The sequence below is a fragment of the Streptomyces sp. MNU76 genome (genome assembly GCF_020982545.1).
Lineage (GTDB): Bacteria > Actinomycetota > Actinomycetes > Streptomycetales > Streptomycetaceae > Streptomyces.
The window spans coordinates 1-15,973 of the sequence record NZ_JAJKLK010000033.1 but is presented as its reverse complement, the minus strand read 5'-3'; the positions used below and the strand labels follow the sequence as shown (position 1 = coordinate 15,973).

The 15,973-nt window shown below is 71.2% G+C and carries 11 protein-coding genes and 3 pseudogenes; 9 read left to right on the top strand and 5 right to left on the bottom strand.

From position 1 onward, the window contains the following. Positions 1 to 760 precede the first annotated feature (760 nt). A complete protein-coding gene (locus E4N62_RS47465; protein WP_230224728.1) occupies positions 761 to 2,227 on the top strand; it encodes a non-reducing end alpha-L-arabinofuranosidase family hydrolase in 1,467 nt (488 codons plus the stop codon). A 215-nt stretch (positions 2,228 to 2,442) separates the two neighbouring features. Here the strand turns inward: E4N62_RS47465 and E4N62_RS47460 are convergent, their stop codons facing one another. Further along, entirely contained in the window at positions 2,443 to 3,660 is a 1,218-nt protein-coding gene (locus E4N62_RS47460; protein ID WP_230224727.1) for an acyl-CoA dehydrogenase family protein, read from the bottom strand. Between the two features lie 120 nt (positions 3,661 to 3,780). Between E4N62_RS47460 and E4N62_RS47455 the strand changes: the two genes are divergently transcribed. The 6 genes from E4N62_RS47455 to E4N62_RS47430 all read left to right on the top strand — a co-directional run bounded on the left by E4N62_RS47455 (position 3,781) and on the right by E4N62_RS47430 (position 10,670). Continuing rightward, on the top strand, positions 3,781 to 4,617 hold the full coding sequence (locus E4N62_RS47455; RefSeq protein ID WP_230224726.1) for an enoyl-CoA hydratase/isomerase family protein: 837 nt from the start codon (positions 3,781 to 3,783) through the stop codon (positions 4,615 to 4,617). A gap of 109 nt (positions 4,618 to 4,726) precedes the next feature. Next, positions 4,727 to 5,344 (top strand): hypothetical protein, encoded by a 618-nt coding sequence (locus E4N62_RS47450; RefSeq protein ID WP_230224724.1) that lies wholly within the window; start codon positions 4,727 to 4,729, stop codon positions 5,342 to 5,344. Next, positions 5,341 to 7,950, top strand: coding sequence for a putative PEP-binding protein (locus E4N62_RS47445; protein ID WP_230224722.1), 2,610 nt, complete (start codon positions 5,341 to 5,343; stop codon positions 7,948 to 7,950). The genes E4N62_RS47450 and E4N62_RS47445 overlap by 4 nt, the downstream gene beginning before the upstream one ends. Further along, the gene (locus tag E4N62_RS47440; protein WP_230224720.1) at positions 7,947 to 9,065 is read left to right on the top strand and encodes an acyl-CoA dehydrogenase family protein; all 1,119 of its coding nucleotides are present in this window, start codon (positions 7,947 to 7,949) and stop codon (positions 9,063 to 9,065) included. Before E4N62_RS47445 ends, E4N62_RS47440 begins: the two co-directional genes overlap by 4 nt. Before the next feature lie 16 nt (positions 9,066 to 9,081). Continuing rightward, a complete protein-coding gene (locus tag E4N62_RS47435) occupies positions 9,082 to 9,504 on the top strand; it encodes a Zn-ribbon domain-containing OB-fold protein (RefSeq protein WP_230224719.1) in 423 nt (140 codons plus the stop codon). Next, entirely contained in the window at positions 9,501 to 10,670 is a 1,170-nt protein-coding gene (locus E4N62_RS47430; protein ID WP_230224718.1) for a thiolase family protein, read from the top strand. Before E4N62_RS47435 ends, E4N62_RS47430 begins: the two co-directional genes overlap by 4 nt. An 8-nt stretch (positions 10,671 to 10,678) precedes the next feature. Here the strand turns inward: E4N62_RS47430 and E4N62_RS47425 are convergent, their stop codons facing one another. Continuing rightward, positions 10,679 to 11,341: a TetR/AcrR family transcriptional regulator gene (locus tag E4N62_RS47425; protein WP_230224717.1), complete on the bottom strand. Its 663-nt coding sequence runs from the start codon at positions 11,339 to 11,341 to the stop codon at positions 10,679 to 10,681. Between the two features lie 145 nt (positions 11,342 to 11,486). Here E4N62_RS47425 and E4N62_RS47420 point away from each other — a divergent pair, with 145 nt between their 5' ends. After that, complete coding sequence (locus E4N62_RS47420) at positions 11,487 to 12,092, top strand: TetR/AcrR family transcriptional regulator (protein WP_230224716.1); 606 nt, start codon at positions 11,487 to 11,489, stop codon at positions 12,090 to 12,092. Between the two features lie 56 nt (positions 12,093 to 12,148). Here the strand turns inward: E4N62_RS47420 and E4N62_RS47415 are convergent. Then, positions 12,149 to 13,589 (bottom strand): annotated as a pseudogene (locus E4N62_RS47415) (NF041680 family putative transposase). Between the two features lie 205 nt (positions 13,590 to 13,794). Here E4N62_RS47415 and E4N62_RS47410 point away from each other — a divergent pair. Further along, positions 13,795 to 15,349 (top strand): annotated as a pseudogene (locus tag E4N62_RS47410) (IS1182 family transposase). A 76-nt stretch (positions 15,350 to 15,425) separates the two neighbouring features. Here E4N62_RS47410 and E4N62_RS47405 read toward each other — a convergent pair. Beyond that, entirely contained in the window at positions 15,426 to 15,713 is a 288-nt protein-coding gene (locus E4N62_RS47405; protein ID WP_308186478.1) for a transposase, read from the bottom strand. 60 nt (positions 15,714 to 15,773) lie between these two features. Then, a pseudogene (locus E4N62_RS47400) lies at positions 15,774 to 15,973 on the bottom strand (hypothetical protein); the annotation flags it as partial.

The following is a 15,973-nucleotide window of genomic DNA, read 5'->3' as shown; positions in this document are numbered from 1 at the left end:
CTCCAAAGCGGCTGTCACGGATATGCGCGGATAGGGCGGGAGCTCGGGGAAGCGGCGGTCGGGCCTGCGCGGCGAACCCGTGGGGCGGGCCGGAACCCGCGCAGCACGGACCTCACCGGCAGCCGCGGTGCCGGGACGGCGCCCGGTCCGCCGTCGGGTGGGGCACGGCGGGGCAGCGCTGCGGCGCGGGCACTTCATCGCGGTTCGGCGGTGGGGTGTCGCGTATGCAGGCCCGGATGCCCTGGTGCGAGCCTCGCCGGGACGGACCGGGGTGGTGCGGGTGGCGCGATGCGCTGATCTGTGGGGGGTGTGGATCTTGCGTGCGGCCACGGGTGAGCCCGGGGTCGAGACGGTTCGACATCTCGAACTGCATCCGGTCGCCCAGAGAGGGATGATTGAGGGATTGACGGTGGATCGTCAATACTCGGTAACGAGAAAGTTTCCGCCCATTGTCCGCAACTTTCGGGTGCGCCACCGTGGCCGGCCGGCCCTTCCGCCGCTCAGTGCGGCCTCTGCCAGGGCGAGCGGCGCCGCGGACATCCGGGGCGATCCCTTTCGGAGCGTCGCCCCGCGCCGCCCGAAACAGAGGATCGGTTTGTGGTCAGATCGGCGACAGGGGTTGACCGGAGGGCTTTGCATTCCTAGCTTGTGCCGACAAGGTTCGGGAATAGCTTCGAATGTTTCGAAGCCCTCCTGCCTTCGATACGGCCGCTCCGCGGTTCATCGGCGTCACCTCACCCGCCCCTAAAGGAGGCCCCTGATGCGGTTTCGCCGCCCCTCCCCGGTCCCCCTGAGACGCTTACTCGCTGCTCTCGCGCCTCTGGTGCTGGTGGTCACCTTCCTCGGCGCCCAGCCCGCGAGCGCGGCGACCGTCGACCCCAACGCCTCGTATGTGCTGGTCAACCGCAACAGCGGCAAGGCCCTGGACGTATACAACATGGCGACCGGTGACGGCGCCCGCATCACCCAGTGGACCAGAAACGATCAGGCCCAGCAGCAGTGGCAGTTCGTCGATGCCGGGGGTGGCTACTACCGCATCAAGTCCCGCCACTCGGGCAAGGTGCTGGACCTCTACAACTGGTCCACCTCCAACGGCGGTTCGATCGTCCAGTGGACCGACCTGAACGCCGCCAACCAGCAGTGGCGGCTGGCGGACAGCTCGGACGGCTACGTCCGGCTCATCTCGCGCCACAGCAACAAGGCCCTCGAAGTGCAGGGCTCCTCCACCGCGGACAACGCCAACGTCGTCCAGTACGACGACTGGGGCGGCACCAACCAGCAGTGGCAGCTCGTCAAGGTCGGTTCCGGCACCCCCGGCCAGTGCGACCTTCCGTCGTCGTACCGCTGGTCGTCGACGGGCGCGCTGGCACAGCCCAGGTCCGGCTGGGTCTCGCTCAAGGACTTCACCGTCGTCCCCCACAACGGCAGGCAACTCGTCTACGCGACCACGCACGACACGGGCACGAGGTGGGGTTCGATGAACTTCAGCCCGTTCACCAACTGGTCGGAGATGGGCTCGGCCGGCCAGAACGCGATGTCGTCCTCCACCGTCGCACCCACGCTCTTCTACTTCGCGCCGAAGAACGTCTGGGTGCTCGCCTACCAGTGGGGCAGGACCGCCTTCTCCTACCGGACGTCGAGCGACCCGACCAACCCCAACGGCTGGTCCGCCGAGCAGCCGCTCTTCACCGGAAGCATCTCCGGCTCCGGAACCGGCCCCATCGACCAGACGCTCATCGCCGACGGGACGAACATGTACCTGTTCTTCGCCGGCGACAACGGCAAGATCTACCGGGCCAGTATGCCGATCGGGAACTTCCCGGGCAGCTTCGGATCCTCGTACACGACGATCATGAGCGACACGACGAACAACCTGTTCGAGGCCCCGCAGGTGTACAAGCTCCAGGGCCAGAACCGCTACCTGATGATCGTCGAGGCGATCGGCTCGCAGGGCCGGTACTTCCGCTCGTTCACGGCCACCAGTCTGAACGGTTCATGGACGCCCCAGGCCGCGACCGAGAGCAATCCCTTCGCCGGCAAGGCCAACAGTGGCGCCACCTGGACCAACGACATCAGCCATGGCGAACTGATCCGCACCAGTGCCGATCAGACCATGACCGTCGATCCCTGCAATCTGCAGTTGCTCTACCAGGGGCGCAACCCCAACTCCGGCGGCGACTACGGCCTCCTGCCCTACCGTCCGGGTCTGCTGACACTGCAGCGCTGACGGCGTGACACGAGTCCGGCTCCGGGAGGAGGGAGCCGGCGTGGCGGGCTCGGCGGAAGGCCGAGCCCGCCACGGTCACGCGACCACGTCGGCACTCCAGGCGCACCGGATCGCCTGGAGTGCTGCGGCGGACGAGCCGGGCTTCGGGTGGGGAAACGGGGAAACATCGCCTCGGTCGGCCGGGCAGGGCTCTCGTCAGGCGCCCCGCTGCACGGTCAGCCGTCGGCGGTGGTCGGGCGTGGCTGTCGGTAGGGCCGTACCGCGCGGCGCGCGATGGCGAAGCGGTGGGTCTCCGAGGGGCCGTCGTAGATGCGGAACGGCCGGACCTCCCTGAAGAGGCGGGCCAGCGGGGCGTCGGCGGCCGAGATGCCGAGCGCTCCGCAGATCTGCACCGCCCGGTCCACGACCCGGTTCACCGCCTCCGCGACGAAGGTCTTGGACACCGAGGTGAGCTGAGAGGCGGCGGTGGAGCCGGTGTCCAGCTCCCAGGCGGTGCGCAGGATCAGGGCGCGGCTCGCCTCGATGTCGATCTCGGAGTCGGCCAGCATCTGCTGGACCATGCCGAGGTCTCCCAGCGCGGAGCCGAACGCCATCCGGCTGCCGGCCCGCTCCAGTGCGACGTCCTGGGCGCGGCGGGCGGCTCCCAGCCAGCGCATGCAGTGGGTCGTCCGGGCGGGGCCGAGCCGGACCTGGGCACCTTCGAAGCCGTGATCCACCGCGCCGAGCACCTGGTCCTCCCCCACCACACAGGCCTCGAAGACGATCTCGCTGTGCCCGGCGAAGAGCGACTCGTCCAGGGTCTCGATGGACCGGACGAGACGCATGCCGGGGGTGTCCGCGTCGACCAGGAACATGGTGGCGCCGCCCGGGTCGCCGGGGCTGCCGGAGGTCCGGGCCATGACGATGGCGAAGTCGGCACCCTGGGCGCCGGTGATGAACCATTTGCGCCCGTCGATGCGCCAGCCGCCGGGGACCCTGGTCGCGGTGGTCCGCAGGGCGCGGGGATCGGCGCCGGCTCCCGGAGCGGGTTCGGTCATGGCGAAGCAGGAGCGGGCCTCGCCCGCGGCGAGCGGAGCCAGATACCTCTGCTTCTGCTCGTCGGTGGCCACCTTCTCCAGCAGGTGCATGTTGCCCTCGTCCGGGGCCGCGCAGTTCAGCGCCAGCGGTCCGAGCAGCGAGTAGCCCGCCGCTTCGAACACCACCGCCTGGCCGCGCAGGTCGAGCCCGTGTCCGCCCCAGCGCCTCGGTACGTGCGGAGCGAACACCCCCGCCTCCCGGGCGGCTTTCTGCAGGGTTTCCCGCAGTGCCTCGGGGGCGTCGTGCACGGACCCGCCGCATTCGCGCTCGGCGGGGATGACGATCTCGCGAACGAACTCGGCGGTGGACGCGGCAAGTTGCGCGACAGCCGGATCGATATCGAACTGGATGGGCACGTGGCCTCCCGCCGCCGGGCGTACGGGCTTCGGTACCCGCCCGCATCATGGAAACTGTATAGCGTCTTCAGTATCTTGCCGGGAAGCACCCGGCGACGGGAAGACGGCAGGAGAAGCGTGATGAGCGTCCTTGCAGGTACCGAGCCGGTCAGGATCGTCCGGCACCCCGACGGAGTCGTGGAGATGAGGCTGGACGATCCCGGCCGGGGAAACGCCCTGGATCTGGGGACGGCCGAGGCGCTGCGGGACACGGCCGCCGAGGTGGCCGCGGACCCGGGCGGCGCGGTCCTGCTGCGATCGACGGGCGGCAGCTTCTGCGTGGGCGGTGACCTGCGTGCCTTCGCCGGCCGCGGTGCGCGGACCGGCAGCTACGTGCACGCCGTGGCGAGTGCCGCGCACGCCGCGGTACAGGCCCTGTACGAACTGCCGGTGCCGCTGGTGACGGCGGTGCGCGGCGCGGCCGCGGGCGGGGGGGTCGGCCTCGCCCTGGTGGGTGACCTCGTCGTGGCGGCCCGGTCGGCACGGTTCCGGCTGGCGTACACGGCGATCGGCCTCACACCGGACTGCGGGGCCTCATGGTTCCTGCCACGCCTGCTGGGCCCCCGCAGGGCGGCGGACCTGATCCTCACCAATCGCGTCCTGACCGGCGACGAAGCCGAACGCTGGGGCCTGGTCTCCCGGTCCGTGGACGACGGGGAGCTGGACGACGCGACGCGTCGGATCGCGGCCGATCTGGCCGCCGGCGCCGGGGACGCGCTGCGGGCCTCGAAGGGTCTGCTGCGCGTCGGCGACGGGGAGGAGCTGCGCCTGCGTCTGGCCGAGGAGGCGCGGCTGATCGCCGCCCTGGCCGACGGCCGTCAGGCGCAGGACCGCATGGCGTCGTTCCTCGCCGCGGGCAGCCGTCCGAAGGCGGATGACGGCCGGGCGGGGGCCAGGCAGACGGAAAGTGTTTCTTGAGTTCCTCTTCACTAACGTGCCCGCCGGGGCGTAACCTCCGGGCAACACAGAACCGAGGAACCGGTCACCACAGAACCGGGGAAATGGTGTGGCGATGCAATCTGCTGCCGTGGACCTTCCGGACGCATTCGACGAGACCCTCACCGAAGGTGTCCTCGACCTCGTTCTGCGCGGTATGTGGCGTGGCCGACCGGACGCCGAGCACCGCCCGCTGGTCGACGCCGGGCTGGCGATGGTGAAGGGACCGGTGGTGCTGCCGACCGAGCGCGCCAAGACGGCCGCCGCGCGGATCCTGCGGGTCCCCCCGGGCTCCGAGCAGGAGGACCGGATCACCGCGGCGTACAAGGCGTTCCTGCCGGTCAACCGCAAGATCCGTGACGTGTGCACAGCGTGGCAGTGCCGCCCCGACGGCTCGGTCAACGACCACCACGACGAGGTGTACGACGCCGGGGTGCGCGAGTCGCTGGAAGACGTGCACGAGGCGATTCAGCCCGTGCTGCGCAGGCTGGACCGGGTGCTCACGGGCAGCGGACGGTACCTGACGGCCCTGGAGGAGGCCCTCGACCGCTTCGACGACGGCGCGCCGCAGTGGCTGGCCTCGCCGCTGTGCGACTCCTACCACACCGTGTGGATGCGGCTGCACCAGGAGCTGCTGCTCGTCCTGGGCATCAGCAGGGCCGAGGACGAGGCCCTCGAAGAGGAGCTGGTCACAGGGAGCAGGGGGTGAGCGTCACCGACCGCGAGGCGGGGCCGCTCGCACAGTCCCGGCTGTCCGTCGCGCCGTCCGGGACGGCCGGCCGACCCCTGGTGCCCTACGGTCAGGGACGCACCCGGGGCCTCGATGCCGACGAACTGGGCGCGCACGGGGCGGCGATGGACCGCCTGGTGGCCCTGGGTCTGCCGGTCGTGCCGGGGCTCACCGTGCCCGCCGGCGCCGCCGGGTCGCTGTGCGATCCCGACACCGCCCGGGCCGCCGTCGACCTGGTCGAACAGCTTTCGGGTCGGCGCATCGAGGACACGTCCCGGCCGCTGCTGCTGCGCCTTTCGGCGAGCGCGCCGACCGAGATCGCCGGACTGCCGCCCGACCTGGCCTGTCTCGGCGTCACCCCGGCCCGTGCCAACGACCTGTGCGCCGTCATCGGGCGTGCGGACGCGCTGCACGAGGTGTGGGCCGACACCGTGCGCATGATCGCCGAGTACTCCCTGGACGTGCCCGGCGCGGTGCTCGACGACGCGCTCCTGGACACGCCGACGCCACGGGCACGGGTGGAGGTACTGCTGTCGCTGGCGGCGGAACACGGGTCCCGCCCGTTCCCCGACGAGCCGGCGGGGCAGCTCGCGCTGGCCGCCCGTGCCCTCCTCGCCCGGTGGGACTCGCCGCGTGCGAGGAGATCCCGCCGCACCCAGCGGCTCCCCGCCGACCTGGCCGTCGCCCTGCATGTCCAGGCCCTGCGCATCGGCCCGGCCGACCGCTCCGGCTACGGCACGGCGACCAGCCGCGACCCCGAGACCGGGCGTCTCGCCCCGCGGGGCTCGTTCTTCCGCGGGGTGCGTCGCAGCGCCCCGCCCCCGGACACCGCAGAGCCACTGGACCGGCTCGCGGGTGGCACCGCGCTCCTCGAGCACTCCCTGCTCACCCTGGAGCGGCATCTGCGCGCGCCGGTGTCGGTCGACTTCGAGGTGCGCGACGACGAGATCTCCCTGCTCGCCGCCTCGCCGCAGCTGCGCCCTCCGCTGCGGGCCTCGGTGTGCCTCGCCACGGACCTGGCCCGTGACGGGGCACTCGGCCGCGCGGAGGCCGTCCGGCGGATCACTCCCGCGCAGGTGCAGGAACTGCTGCACCCGCAACTACGGCTGACCGGTGGGGAGGAGCTCCTGACGAGGGGTCTGCCCGCGTCCCCCGGGGCGGCGACCGGAGCTGCCGTGCTGTCCAGTGAACGTGCCCTCGAACTGGCCGCGCACGGCACGCGGGTCGTGCTCGTGGCCGGTGAGACGACACCGGCGGACGTCCCCGGGATGCTGGTCTCCGCCGGCGTGCTGACCGGCAGCGGCGGTATCGCCTCGCATGCCGCCGTCGTGGCTCGGGGCGCCGGCACACCGGCGGTGTGCGGCGCGGAGGGGCTGCGCGTGGACCTCGCCGCCGGGACGGTCCGCATCGGGGAGCGGGTGCTGCGTGAGGGCGACCCGATCTCGCTGGACGGCCGTAGCGGCGCCGTGTACGCGGGCACGCTGCGCGTCAGTGTGGCCGGACCGCCACCCGAACTGTCCACCTTGCTGGAGTGGGCGGACGGCGTGCGCCGACTGGGTGTGCGGGTCAACGCCGACACGGCCGCCGAGGTGGACACGGCCCTGGCGCTGGGCGCGGAGGGTGTGGGGCTGTGCCGTACGGAGCACCAGTTCCTCGGCGAGCGGCTGCCGCTGATCCGGCGCGTGCTCCTGGCCGCCGACCCAGCCGCCCGCGACGAGGCGCTGTCGGCGCTGGAGCGTGCCCAGCACGAGGACTTCCGCGCGCTGCTGGCCGCGGCCGGGAACCGCCCGGTGACCGTGCGCCTGCTGGATGCCCCGCTGCACGAGTTCCTGCCCGCCCCCGGGGAGGCCCTCGACTCGGACGAGGAGCGGCGGGCCGCCGCGCTGCGCGAGGCGAACCCGATGCTCGGGCTGCGCGGTGTGCGGCTGGCCCTGCTGCACGAGAGGCTCTACCCGGCTCAGGCCGAGGCCCTCTTCGCCGCCTGGGCGGATGTCGCCGCCACCGGGGTCCGGCCGGAGCTGGAGGTGATGATCCCGCTCGTCAGCCTGCCGGAGGAGCTCGCGGCCGCCGCCACATATGTGCGGGGTGCCGCCGACACGGTCGCCGCCCGCACCGGGGTGCGGGTCCCGTACCGGCTCGGCACGATGATCGAGACCCCGCGGGCCGCGCTCCTGGCCGGTGAACTCGCCGGGCACGCCGAGTTCTTCTCCTTCGGCACCAACGACCTCACGCAGCTCACCTACGGGTTCTCCCGGGACGACGTCGAACGGCAGGTGCTCGTCGCGTACCAGGAACGCGGGCTCCTGACCGCCAGCCCGTTCGCACACCTCGACCCGCACGGGGTGGGGGCCCTGATCCGCCTGGCCGTCGAGCGGGCTCGGGACGTGCGGCCCGGCATCAAGCTGGGCGTGTGCGGTGAGCACGGCGGGGATCCGGAGTCGATCGCGTTCTGCGACGACCTCGGCCTCGACTACGTCTCCTGCTCCGCGCACCGCGTGCCGGTGGCCCGGATGGCGGCCGCGCACAGTGCCCTGGACCGACGGGGGGACGCGGAACGGCGCGACGAGAGCGGGAGCACACGATGACGAGCACCATGACCGGGGCGGCTGCCCTGTCGGAGACAGAGCTGGCGGACCTGCGCGAGACCGTTCGGTCGGTGTGCGCGGACGCCGGAGGCACCACCGCGGTACGCGGGCTGTCAGAGGAGGCGCCCGGCATCGACGCCGGGTTGTGGGACACCCTCGGCCGGCAGGTCGGCCTCGCTGCGCTCGGCCTGCCGGAGGCGGCGGGAGGCATCGGCGGCCTCGCCGAGATCGCCGCGGTCTGCGAGGAGTTGGGCAGGACACTCGCACCGGTTCCGCTGCTCTCCTCCACCGTGCTGGCCGGGCAGGTGCTGGCCGGCTGCGGTACCGCCGACGAGGCGTCGGCGGCCCTGGCCGAGGGCACCGTGCACGCGCTGGCGGTGGCCGCGCCCGACGGGGCGTGGCGGGCCGATGCCGTGCCGGTGGCCGTCCATTGGCGGGGCGGCGTCCCGCTGCTGGAGGGCACCGCGCCGTTCGTCCTCGACGGCGCCGACGCCGAGGCGCTGGTGGTGGCCGCGGCCGGGCCCGACGGTGTGGACGTGTTCCTGGCCGACCCCCGTGGGCCGGGAGTCACGGTGCGCCGGGTGCCCACGCTGGACCTCAGCCGAGGGCAGGCGGTGGTCACCTTCTCCGCTGCGCGGGCACGGCCGCTGACCGTCGGCGGCGAAGGGGCGGACATCGTCTCCCGCGCCCTGGACGTGGCCCTGGTGGCTCTGGCCGCCGAACAACTGGGCGGAGCGCAGGCCGCGTTGGACATGACGGTGGCGCACGTGCGCGAACGGACCCAGTTCGGCAGGGCCATCGGCGGCTTCCAGGCCGTCAAGCACGCCTGCGCCGACATGCTGCTCCAGGTCGAGGCCGCACGGTCCGCCGTGGTCCGCGCGGTCCGGGCGGACGGATCGCCGCAGGCGCTGGCCGAGGCCGCGGCGGTGGCACAGGCGTGGTGCGGCGAGGCGTTCGTCTCCGTCGCCGCCGAGTGCGTGCAGTTCCACGGCGGGATGGGCTTCACCTGGGAGCACGACGCGCACCTGTACTTCCGGCGCGCCCAGTCGGACGCGGTCCTGCTGGGCGGCGCCGCACACCATCGGGAACGGCTCGCCGGGCTGCTGGGCTGGTGACGTGGAAGGCGGGCGCATGAGAACCACCAGACTCATCGACGAGAACCTGTTCGACAGCGTGGATCCGGCGCGGCTCGTGGGAGCGCGCTGCGGCCACTGCGGCACGGTCGTCTTCCCCCGGCAGGCCTCGTGCCCCCAGTGTCCGGCCGGGAACATGTCCGCGCACGCGCTGCCGGTGCGGGGTCGGATCTGGTCGTGGACGCTCCAGGCGTTCCCACCGAAGCCGCCGTACCGGCCGCCGGCCGGGGGCTACCAGCCGTACCACGTCGGCTATGTGGACCTCGGCCCGGTGCTGGTCGAGGCGCGGCTGGCGGTGCCCCGCGCGGACATCCGGATCGGGCTGCCGGTCCGGCTCACCACGGTCCCGGCGTTTCACGACGAGGACGGAACCGAGGTACTGACCTTCGCCTTCCGCTCCGACGGGCAGGCCGGGCGGTGAGCCGCGCGCAGGAGGTCTACGTGGTCGGATGCGGCATGCGTCCCTTCGGCCGCGACGAGAGCGTCACCGCAATGGACATGGCCGAGCACGCGGTGCGCGAGGCGCTGGCCGACGCGGGCGTCGCCTGGGAGGACATCGGCTACGCGGCCGGCGGCTCCGACGTGTCCGGCAAGCCCGATACGTTGGTGGGCCGACTGGGCCTGACCGGGGTGCCGTTCGTCAACGTGCAGAACGGCTGCGCGACCGGCGCCTCCACGGTGCTCTCGGTGGCCAACGCGCTCCGGGCGGGCGAGGCCTCCCTGGGCCTGGCGGTCGGGTTCGACAAGCACGAGCGGGGGGCGTTCCATGTCTCCGCGGCGCGCTACGGGCTGGGTGACTGGTACGCCGAGACCGGGATGATGCTGACGACACAGTTCTTCGCACTGAAGACCCAGCGGTACCTGTACGAGCACGGGATCTCGGAGCGGGCGCTGGCGACGGTCGCCGCGCGAGCCTTCCGCAACGGCTCGCACCACCCCCTGGCCTGGCGGCGGAAGCCGCTGACGGAGCGGGAGATCCTGGACTCCGCCGAGGTCAGTCCCCCGCTCACCCAGTACATGTTCTGTTCGCCCGGCCAGGGCGCGGTGGCGCTGGTCCTCGCGCTCGGCGACCGGGCGTTCGATCTGTGCGAACGGCCGGTCAGACTGGCGTCGCTGGCGTTCCGCACCCGGCGGTTCGGTTCGTTCGAGGTGTTCTCGCCCTGGCTGCCGCCGGGACCGCACCACAGCCCCAGCGTCGACGCCGCTCGGGCGGCCTTCCGCACGGCGGGGGTGCGGCCGGCGGACGTCCAGGTCGCCCAGTTGCAGGACACCGACAGCGGATCGGAACTGATCCACCTGGCGGAGACCGGGCTGTGCGGCCACGGTGAACAGGAGGAGCTGCTGGCCGCCGGGGCCACGGAGCCCACGGGCCGGATTCCGGTCAACACCGACGGCGGCTGTCTGGCGGGCGGGGAGCCCGTCGGCGCGTCGGGGCTGCGGCAGTTCCACGAGGTCGTGCGGCAGTTGCAGGGCAGGGCGCCCGGTCTGCAGGTGCCGGGCGGTCCCCGAGTGGGCTTCACCCACGTCTACGGGGCACCCGGCATCAGCGCGTGCTCGGTCCTGACGGTTGAGGTGCACGGGTCCTGACGGCCGCCTCAGACGCGTGCCCCGGCCGGCTTCGTGGGGGTCTGCTCGGCGGCGACGATGCGCAGCGCCAGCGACCTGACCGCCTCCAGTACGGCCCGGGAGGGCAGCTGGGACAGTGGGCCTCCCTCCGCCCGCAGGGCGGTGACGAGCATGGTCGTACTGATCAGCGTGCGGACGGCGAGCGCCTGCGCGGCGTGCCGGGCCTTCGCCGTCCTGGGGTTGCGTGTGGTGCCCTCGGGCAGATAGTCGTAGCCGCGCTGGATGTGGCGCTGTTCGAACTCGTCCCGCAGCACCTTGACGTTGCCGCTCGCGGAGGCGACCTGGACCTGGTAGATGCGGGCCTCGTCCGGATTCTGCTCCACCCATTCCCACACGGCGTCGATGACTCGGAGCAGGCTCTCCGCGTCACCCGGTTCGGTCGCCGGCCGGGCCGCCTCCACGACCTCGTTCAGCTGGTCGAAGACGCGGCGCATGGCGAGTTCCAGCAGCTCGTCCTTGCCGTCGAAGTGGTAGTAGACGGCTGTGGGGACCACCTGGGCCTCGTCGGCGATGTCCTGGATGCTGGTCTCGGCGAAGCCGTTGCGGCCGAACACCCGCACGGCGGCGCTGATGATGTGCTGCCGCCGCGAGGGTCGGTGGGCAGGCTGTTTGCCGTTCTTCGTGGTGGCCATCTTGCTCCCTGCCGACTGCCGTGGCCCCCGCGTCCTCGGGCCCTGGGTACTGATGATTCTATCCAGTAACTCCGGCCGCCCACCCCACATAGTTCCAGTAACCTGCGTGCCTCCTGAAGAACCAGGTGACGGCATACTTGACACCATGACGACATCCGGAACCCGCGCCGCCCATCGTCCGTCGCGCAAGCAGTGGGTGATCGAGGCGGCCACGGAGTTGTTCGCCACGCAGCCGCCGGACGAGGTGACGGTGGCCGACATCGCCGCTCGCGCCGAGATGACCTCGGCGGCGGTGTACTACCACTTCTCCTCCAAGGACCAGGTCCTGTCGGAAGCCATGCGGGGGTTCGCGTCCGGGCTGCGCGAGCAGTTGGAGGCGCTCACGGCGGCCTACGAGCCCGGCTCGGACGTGGGGGCGGCGGTCACCACGCTGCTGGCCTGGCTGGGCGAACACCGCTCCGCCGCCACCGTGTTCTTCGTGTCGTCGGCGGGCATGAGCCAGGAAGCGGAAGCGCTGCGCCAGGAGAGTCGTACGGAGTTGCTGAACGAGCTGGTGCGCCTGATCCGCAAGGCGCGCGAGTCCGTCTCCGACGCCGAGGCGGCGGTGATCGGCCTGGGCCTGCTGGCGCTGCTGGAGACCGCGGCGATCTCGCAGGTCCGGGGCGACGACGTCTACCGGTCGCTCGGGCACCGCTACTTCGTCCGCGAGGTCGGCGGTCTCGCGGACCGGATCGCCGACCCGGGGGCCTAGGTGTATTGACCCGCGTGAACAACCCTGCGGGTCAATACACCTAGCTTGTTCTTTATCTACCAAGATCTTCCGGGCTTGCCGATGGCCTTGAGGGTCTCGGGGCGTTTGACGGTCTTGCCGACGTCGTAGCGGGGTGCCCGGTGTCTGTTCTTGGCGCCGGGTGGGCGTCCGGGGCCGGCGCCTTGGGGTTTGGGAACGCGGGCCGGGCAGGCGAGGTGAGCGCGGATGTTCCTGAACCCCCGGCGGACCCGGGCCGGGCTGAGCCGGTCCGGGGTGGTGGGTTTCTCCCAGGGCCGGCGGAGGTCCGTAGCGAGCGGTCGGGCGAGCCGGAGCTGGGTGTGAGCGACGATCAGGATCCAGGTCCAGCGGTCCGCCGCCTCGGGAGTACGGAGCTTCGGGGTGGTCCAGCCGAGGGTCTGTTTTGCGAAGCGGAAGGTGTGCTCCAGATCGAATCGACGGAGAAATGCCTGCCAGAAACGGTCCACATCGTCCGGGGTGGCGCCGGTCTTCGAGGACCATAACCACACCGGCGGCGCGTCTCGTTCCTTTGACAGGTGCTCGACCTTCAGTCGAATCAACGTGCCCTCAACCAGGGGTAGTTCACCGTCGTGGTCGAGCCAGGACGAGCGGTGGGTGAGCCTTGGGTGGACTCGGTCCCATGCCTGAGTCTCGGCCTTGCCGTAGTTGCTGGTGTCGGTGACGGTGGTGATCGCGGGCTCGGGCCAGGTCTCCGGCCTGGTGAAGCGGAACTCCGGGCCGTGCTTGGGCGGCCGGCCATTCGTCCCCGGCCGGCGGGACGGCTTCGGCAACCGCATGACGCGGTCGGACCGGACCCTGCCGACCAGCTCGACGGGCAGGTCACGCAGGACCCACGCCAGGCGGGTGACGTCATAGCCGGCGTCGCTGACGATCACGATATGCGGGTCCCCGGTCTGCCACTGGCCAGCGGTGACGAGCCGCTCCACGACGCCCCGCAGCTGGGCGGCGGTGATGGCGGTCGCGTCGTCCGCCGGGCCGAGCCGGACCGCGTCCAGGATCGCGGTCCAGGACGTGGCGCCCGGCTCCAGCACGGCCACGAAGGAATAGGGCCAGCCCGGAATGAACTGTGACGCCGTCTTCGCGCGGCCGTATACGTGGCAGAACAGCCGCTCGGCCGAGCACGGCGCGTCCGAGCGAAGCCACGGCGACACGTCGACCGCCAGGACCAGGCGCCCGCCGTCGAAACGCGGCAGCGACAGCCCGGCCAGCACGGTCCGCAGCCGGCCGACATCGATCCGTCCGTGGTTCAGTCCGCCGTACATCGCGCCGTGCCCACGACGATGCTCGGGCAGCAGCGTCAGATCCACCGGGGACTTCACCGCCCTCCGCACACAGCACCGCGTCGGTGAGTTCGAACAACTCGTCGCGCCGAGCCGTCAGACACTCGTAGAACTCGCCCCGGAAGCGTGACGCTTCCGCGAACGCTTCACTCCGGACAGCATCACGCAGCAGACTCACCCTCACGGCCTTCGTCGTGGTCACGTGCACCTTGGTCGGAGCACAGGATCAGACGAAGGCCGCCCCCACGTCCGGCGAATCCCCAGGTGAGCGACCCAGTTCGAGACACCGTTCGAGACCGAAAGAAAAAGAACAAGCCTAGAAGGCTCATGAAGATCTTGGGTTTTGGCCCTGCCGCGTCAGCGGCCAGACTCGTCTTGTGGCGATGGGCGAGTGGGTCGGCGAGACCGTCGGGCCGGACGTGTGGGAAACCTGCCGGGATCTGATCCCGGCCGGGAGCGTGTTCGCGTTCCTGGCCGAGCATCGCGGCGAGTTGTTCCCGGCTGAGATGTTCGCGGACATGTACCCGTCGGTGAACGGACGGCCGAGCATGCCGCCACAAATCCTGGCCGCCGCGATCACCTTGCAGGCCCTGCACGGGCTGTCGGACTTCGAGACGGTCCAGGAACTGCGGTGCGACCTGCGCTGGAAGGCCGCATGCGGCCTGGGACTTCACGACATGGCATTCGACCCGTCGCTGCTGGCCTACTTCCGCCATGCGGCTGTCCCGCTCCGCCCGCCCGAACCGGATCTTCGACGCCGTGCGCGAGGTCGTGAAAGCCACCGGCGTCCTCAAGGGCAAGCACCGCCGGGCACTGGACTCCACCGTGCTGGACGACGCGGTCGCCACCCAGGACACCGTCACCCAGATCATCGCCGCCGTCCGCGCGGTGATCCGCGAGGTCCCCGGCGCAGTCGCCGCTGCCAGTGCACCGCGCACGACTACACCGACCCCGGCAAGCCCGCATCGCCTGGAACGACGAGCAGGCCCGCGCCGAACTGGTCGACGCCCTGGTCACAGACGCGCTGCGGCTGCTGGGCCACCTGCCCGAACAGCAACTCTCGGAGAGAAACGCGGTGGGCATTCTGGCCCTGGTCGTAGGCCAGGACGTCGAGCCCGCCGAGGACTCCGACGGCCGCGACGGACGCTGGCGCATCACCCGGGCACCGCCCCCAACCGGATGGTCTCCACCACCGATCCAGAAGCCCGGCACGTCCACAAGACGCGCAGCCACCAGCAGGACGGCTTCAAGGCCCACCTGGCCATCGAGCCCGAGACCGGCTTATACACCGCGGTCGCCCTGCGGCCCGGCTCCGGAGCCGAACACCACGAGGCCGCCGTCGGTCTGGACCTGCTTGCCGACGAGGACAACCCGCTGGACGTCTTCGGCGACACCGCCTACTCCACCGGCGATGTCCGCCAGACCCTCCACGAGGCCGGGCACCAGCTGTTCCTCAAACCCGCCCCGCTGCGGCCTGCCGTCCCCGGCGGCTTCACCGACGACTTCGCCATCGACACCGAAACGGCCGTCGTGACCTGCCCGGCCGGACACACCGTCGCCCTGTCCGACCCCGGCGGAGCAGCACCAACGCAAAAGCCTCTTTCGGGGACCTATGCGCCGGATGCCACCTGCGCGAGCGGTGCACCAAAGCCGGGGCCGGACGCATCCTGACCATCCGGCCCCACCACAACCTCCAGACAGCCGCTCGCCGCCAGGCCGCCACCGACCCGGCTGGCGGAGGCCGACTACTGGCGGCCCGTCGAACGCGCCGTCGCCTGGCTCGTCCACCACGGCAACCGGCGCCTGCGCTACCGCGGCACCATCAAGAACGACACCTGGCTCCACACCCGAGCCGCCGCCCTCAACCTCCGCCGACTGATCAACCTCGGACTCACCCACACCAGTGGCACCTGGCACATCGCACCGGCCACTACATGACCACAGGGGTTGTCCGGCCTGGCGGCCGGACAACCCTCACCAAGATCTTCATCGAACTTCTAGTAGACTGTCGCGGCTAGTTTTTGGGATAGAGGTGGCGCAGTTTGATGCGTGCGTCGTGGGTGGTGAACTGCCAGTTCACCTGACGCTGGTCGGTGTTGGTGGCGTTCTGCCAGGCTGAGAGTTCGGTGTTGAGGGTGTCGAGGTCGCTGATCCGGCGGTCGAGGCATTGCCGGGTCAGTGCGGAGAGTTCGATCTCGGCGATGTTGAGCCATGACCCGTGCTTGGGCGTGTGGTGGATCTCGAGGCGTTGGGCCAGGGCGAATGCCTCTTCGGGTTCGAACGCCTCGTACAACGAGGCGATGTTGTGTGTTGAGGTTGTCCATCACCAGCACCACGGTCTCGGCGTCGGGGTAGTCCACGCTCAGTAACTGTTTGACCTGGCCGGCCCAGTCGATCCGGGTCCGCCGGGACAGTGCCTGAACGCGACGCCACCCGCGCAGGGTTCGACCCACACGAAGATCGAGGACGTGCCGCAGCGGATGTACTCGCTGTCCTGGCGGGCGTCGTGACCAGGGCGGGCCGGGAGTGGGTCGCGGGCATCGCCGAGGAGCTGGTAGGGCT

Bases quoted from the DNA above. Each gene is read 5' to 3' on its own strand.
- E4N62_RS47465 (WP_230224728.1), top strand. From the start codon at position 761: ATGCGGTTTCGCCGCCCCTCCCCGGTCCCCCTGAGACGCTTACTCGCT.
- E4N62_RS47455 (WP_230224726.1), top strand. From the start codon at position 3,781: ATGAGCGTCCTTGCAGGTACCGAGCCGGTCAGGATCGTCCGGCACCCC.
- E4N62_RS47440 (WP_230224720.1), top strand. From the start codon at position 7,947: ATGACGAGCACCATGACCGGGGCGGCTGCCCTGTCGGAGACAGAGCTG.
- E4N62_RS47435 (WP_230224719.1), top strand. From the start codon at position 9,082: ATGAGAACCACCAGACTCATCGACGAGAACCTGTTCGACAGCGTGGAT.
- E4N62_RS47425 (WP_230224717.1), bottom strand. From the start codon at position 11,341: ATGGCCACCACGAAGAACGGCAAACAGCCTGCCCACCGACCCTCGCGG.
- E4N62_RS47420 (WP_230224716.1), top strand. From the start codon at position 11,487: ATGACGACATCCGGAACCCGCGCCGCCCATCGTCCGTCGCGCAAGCAG.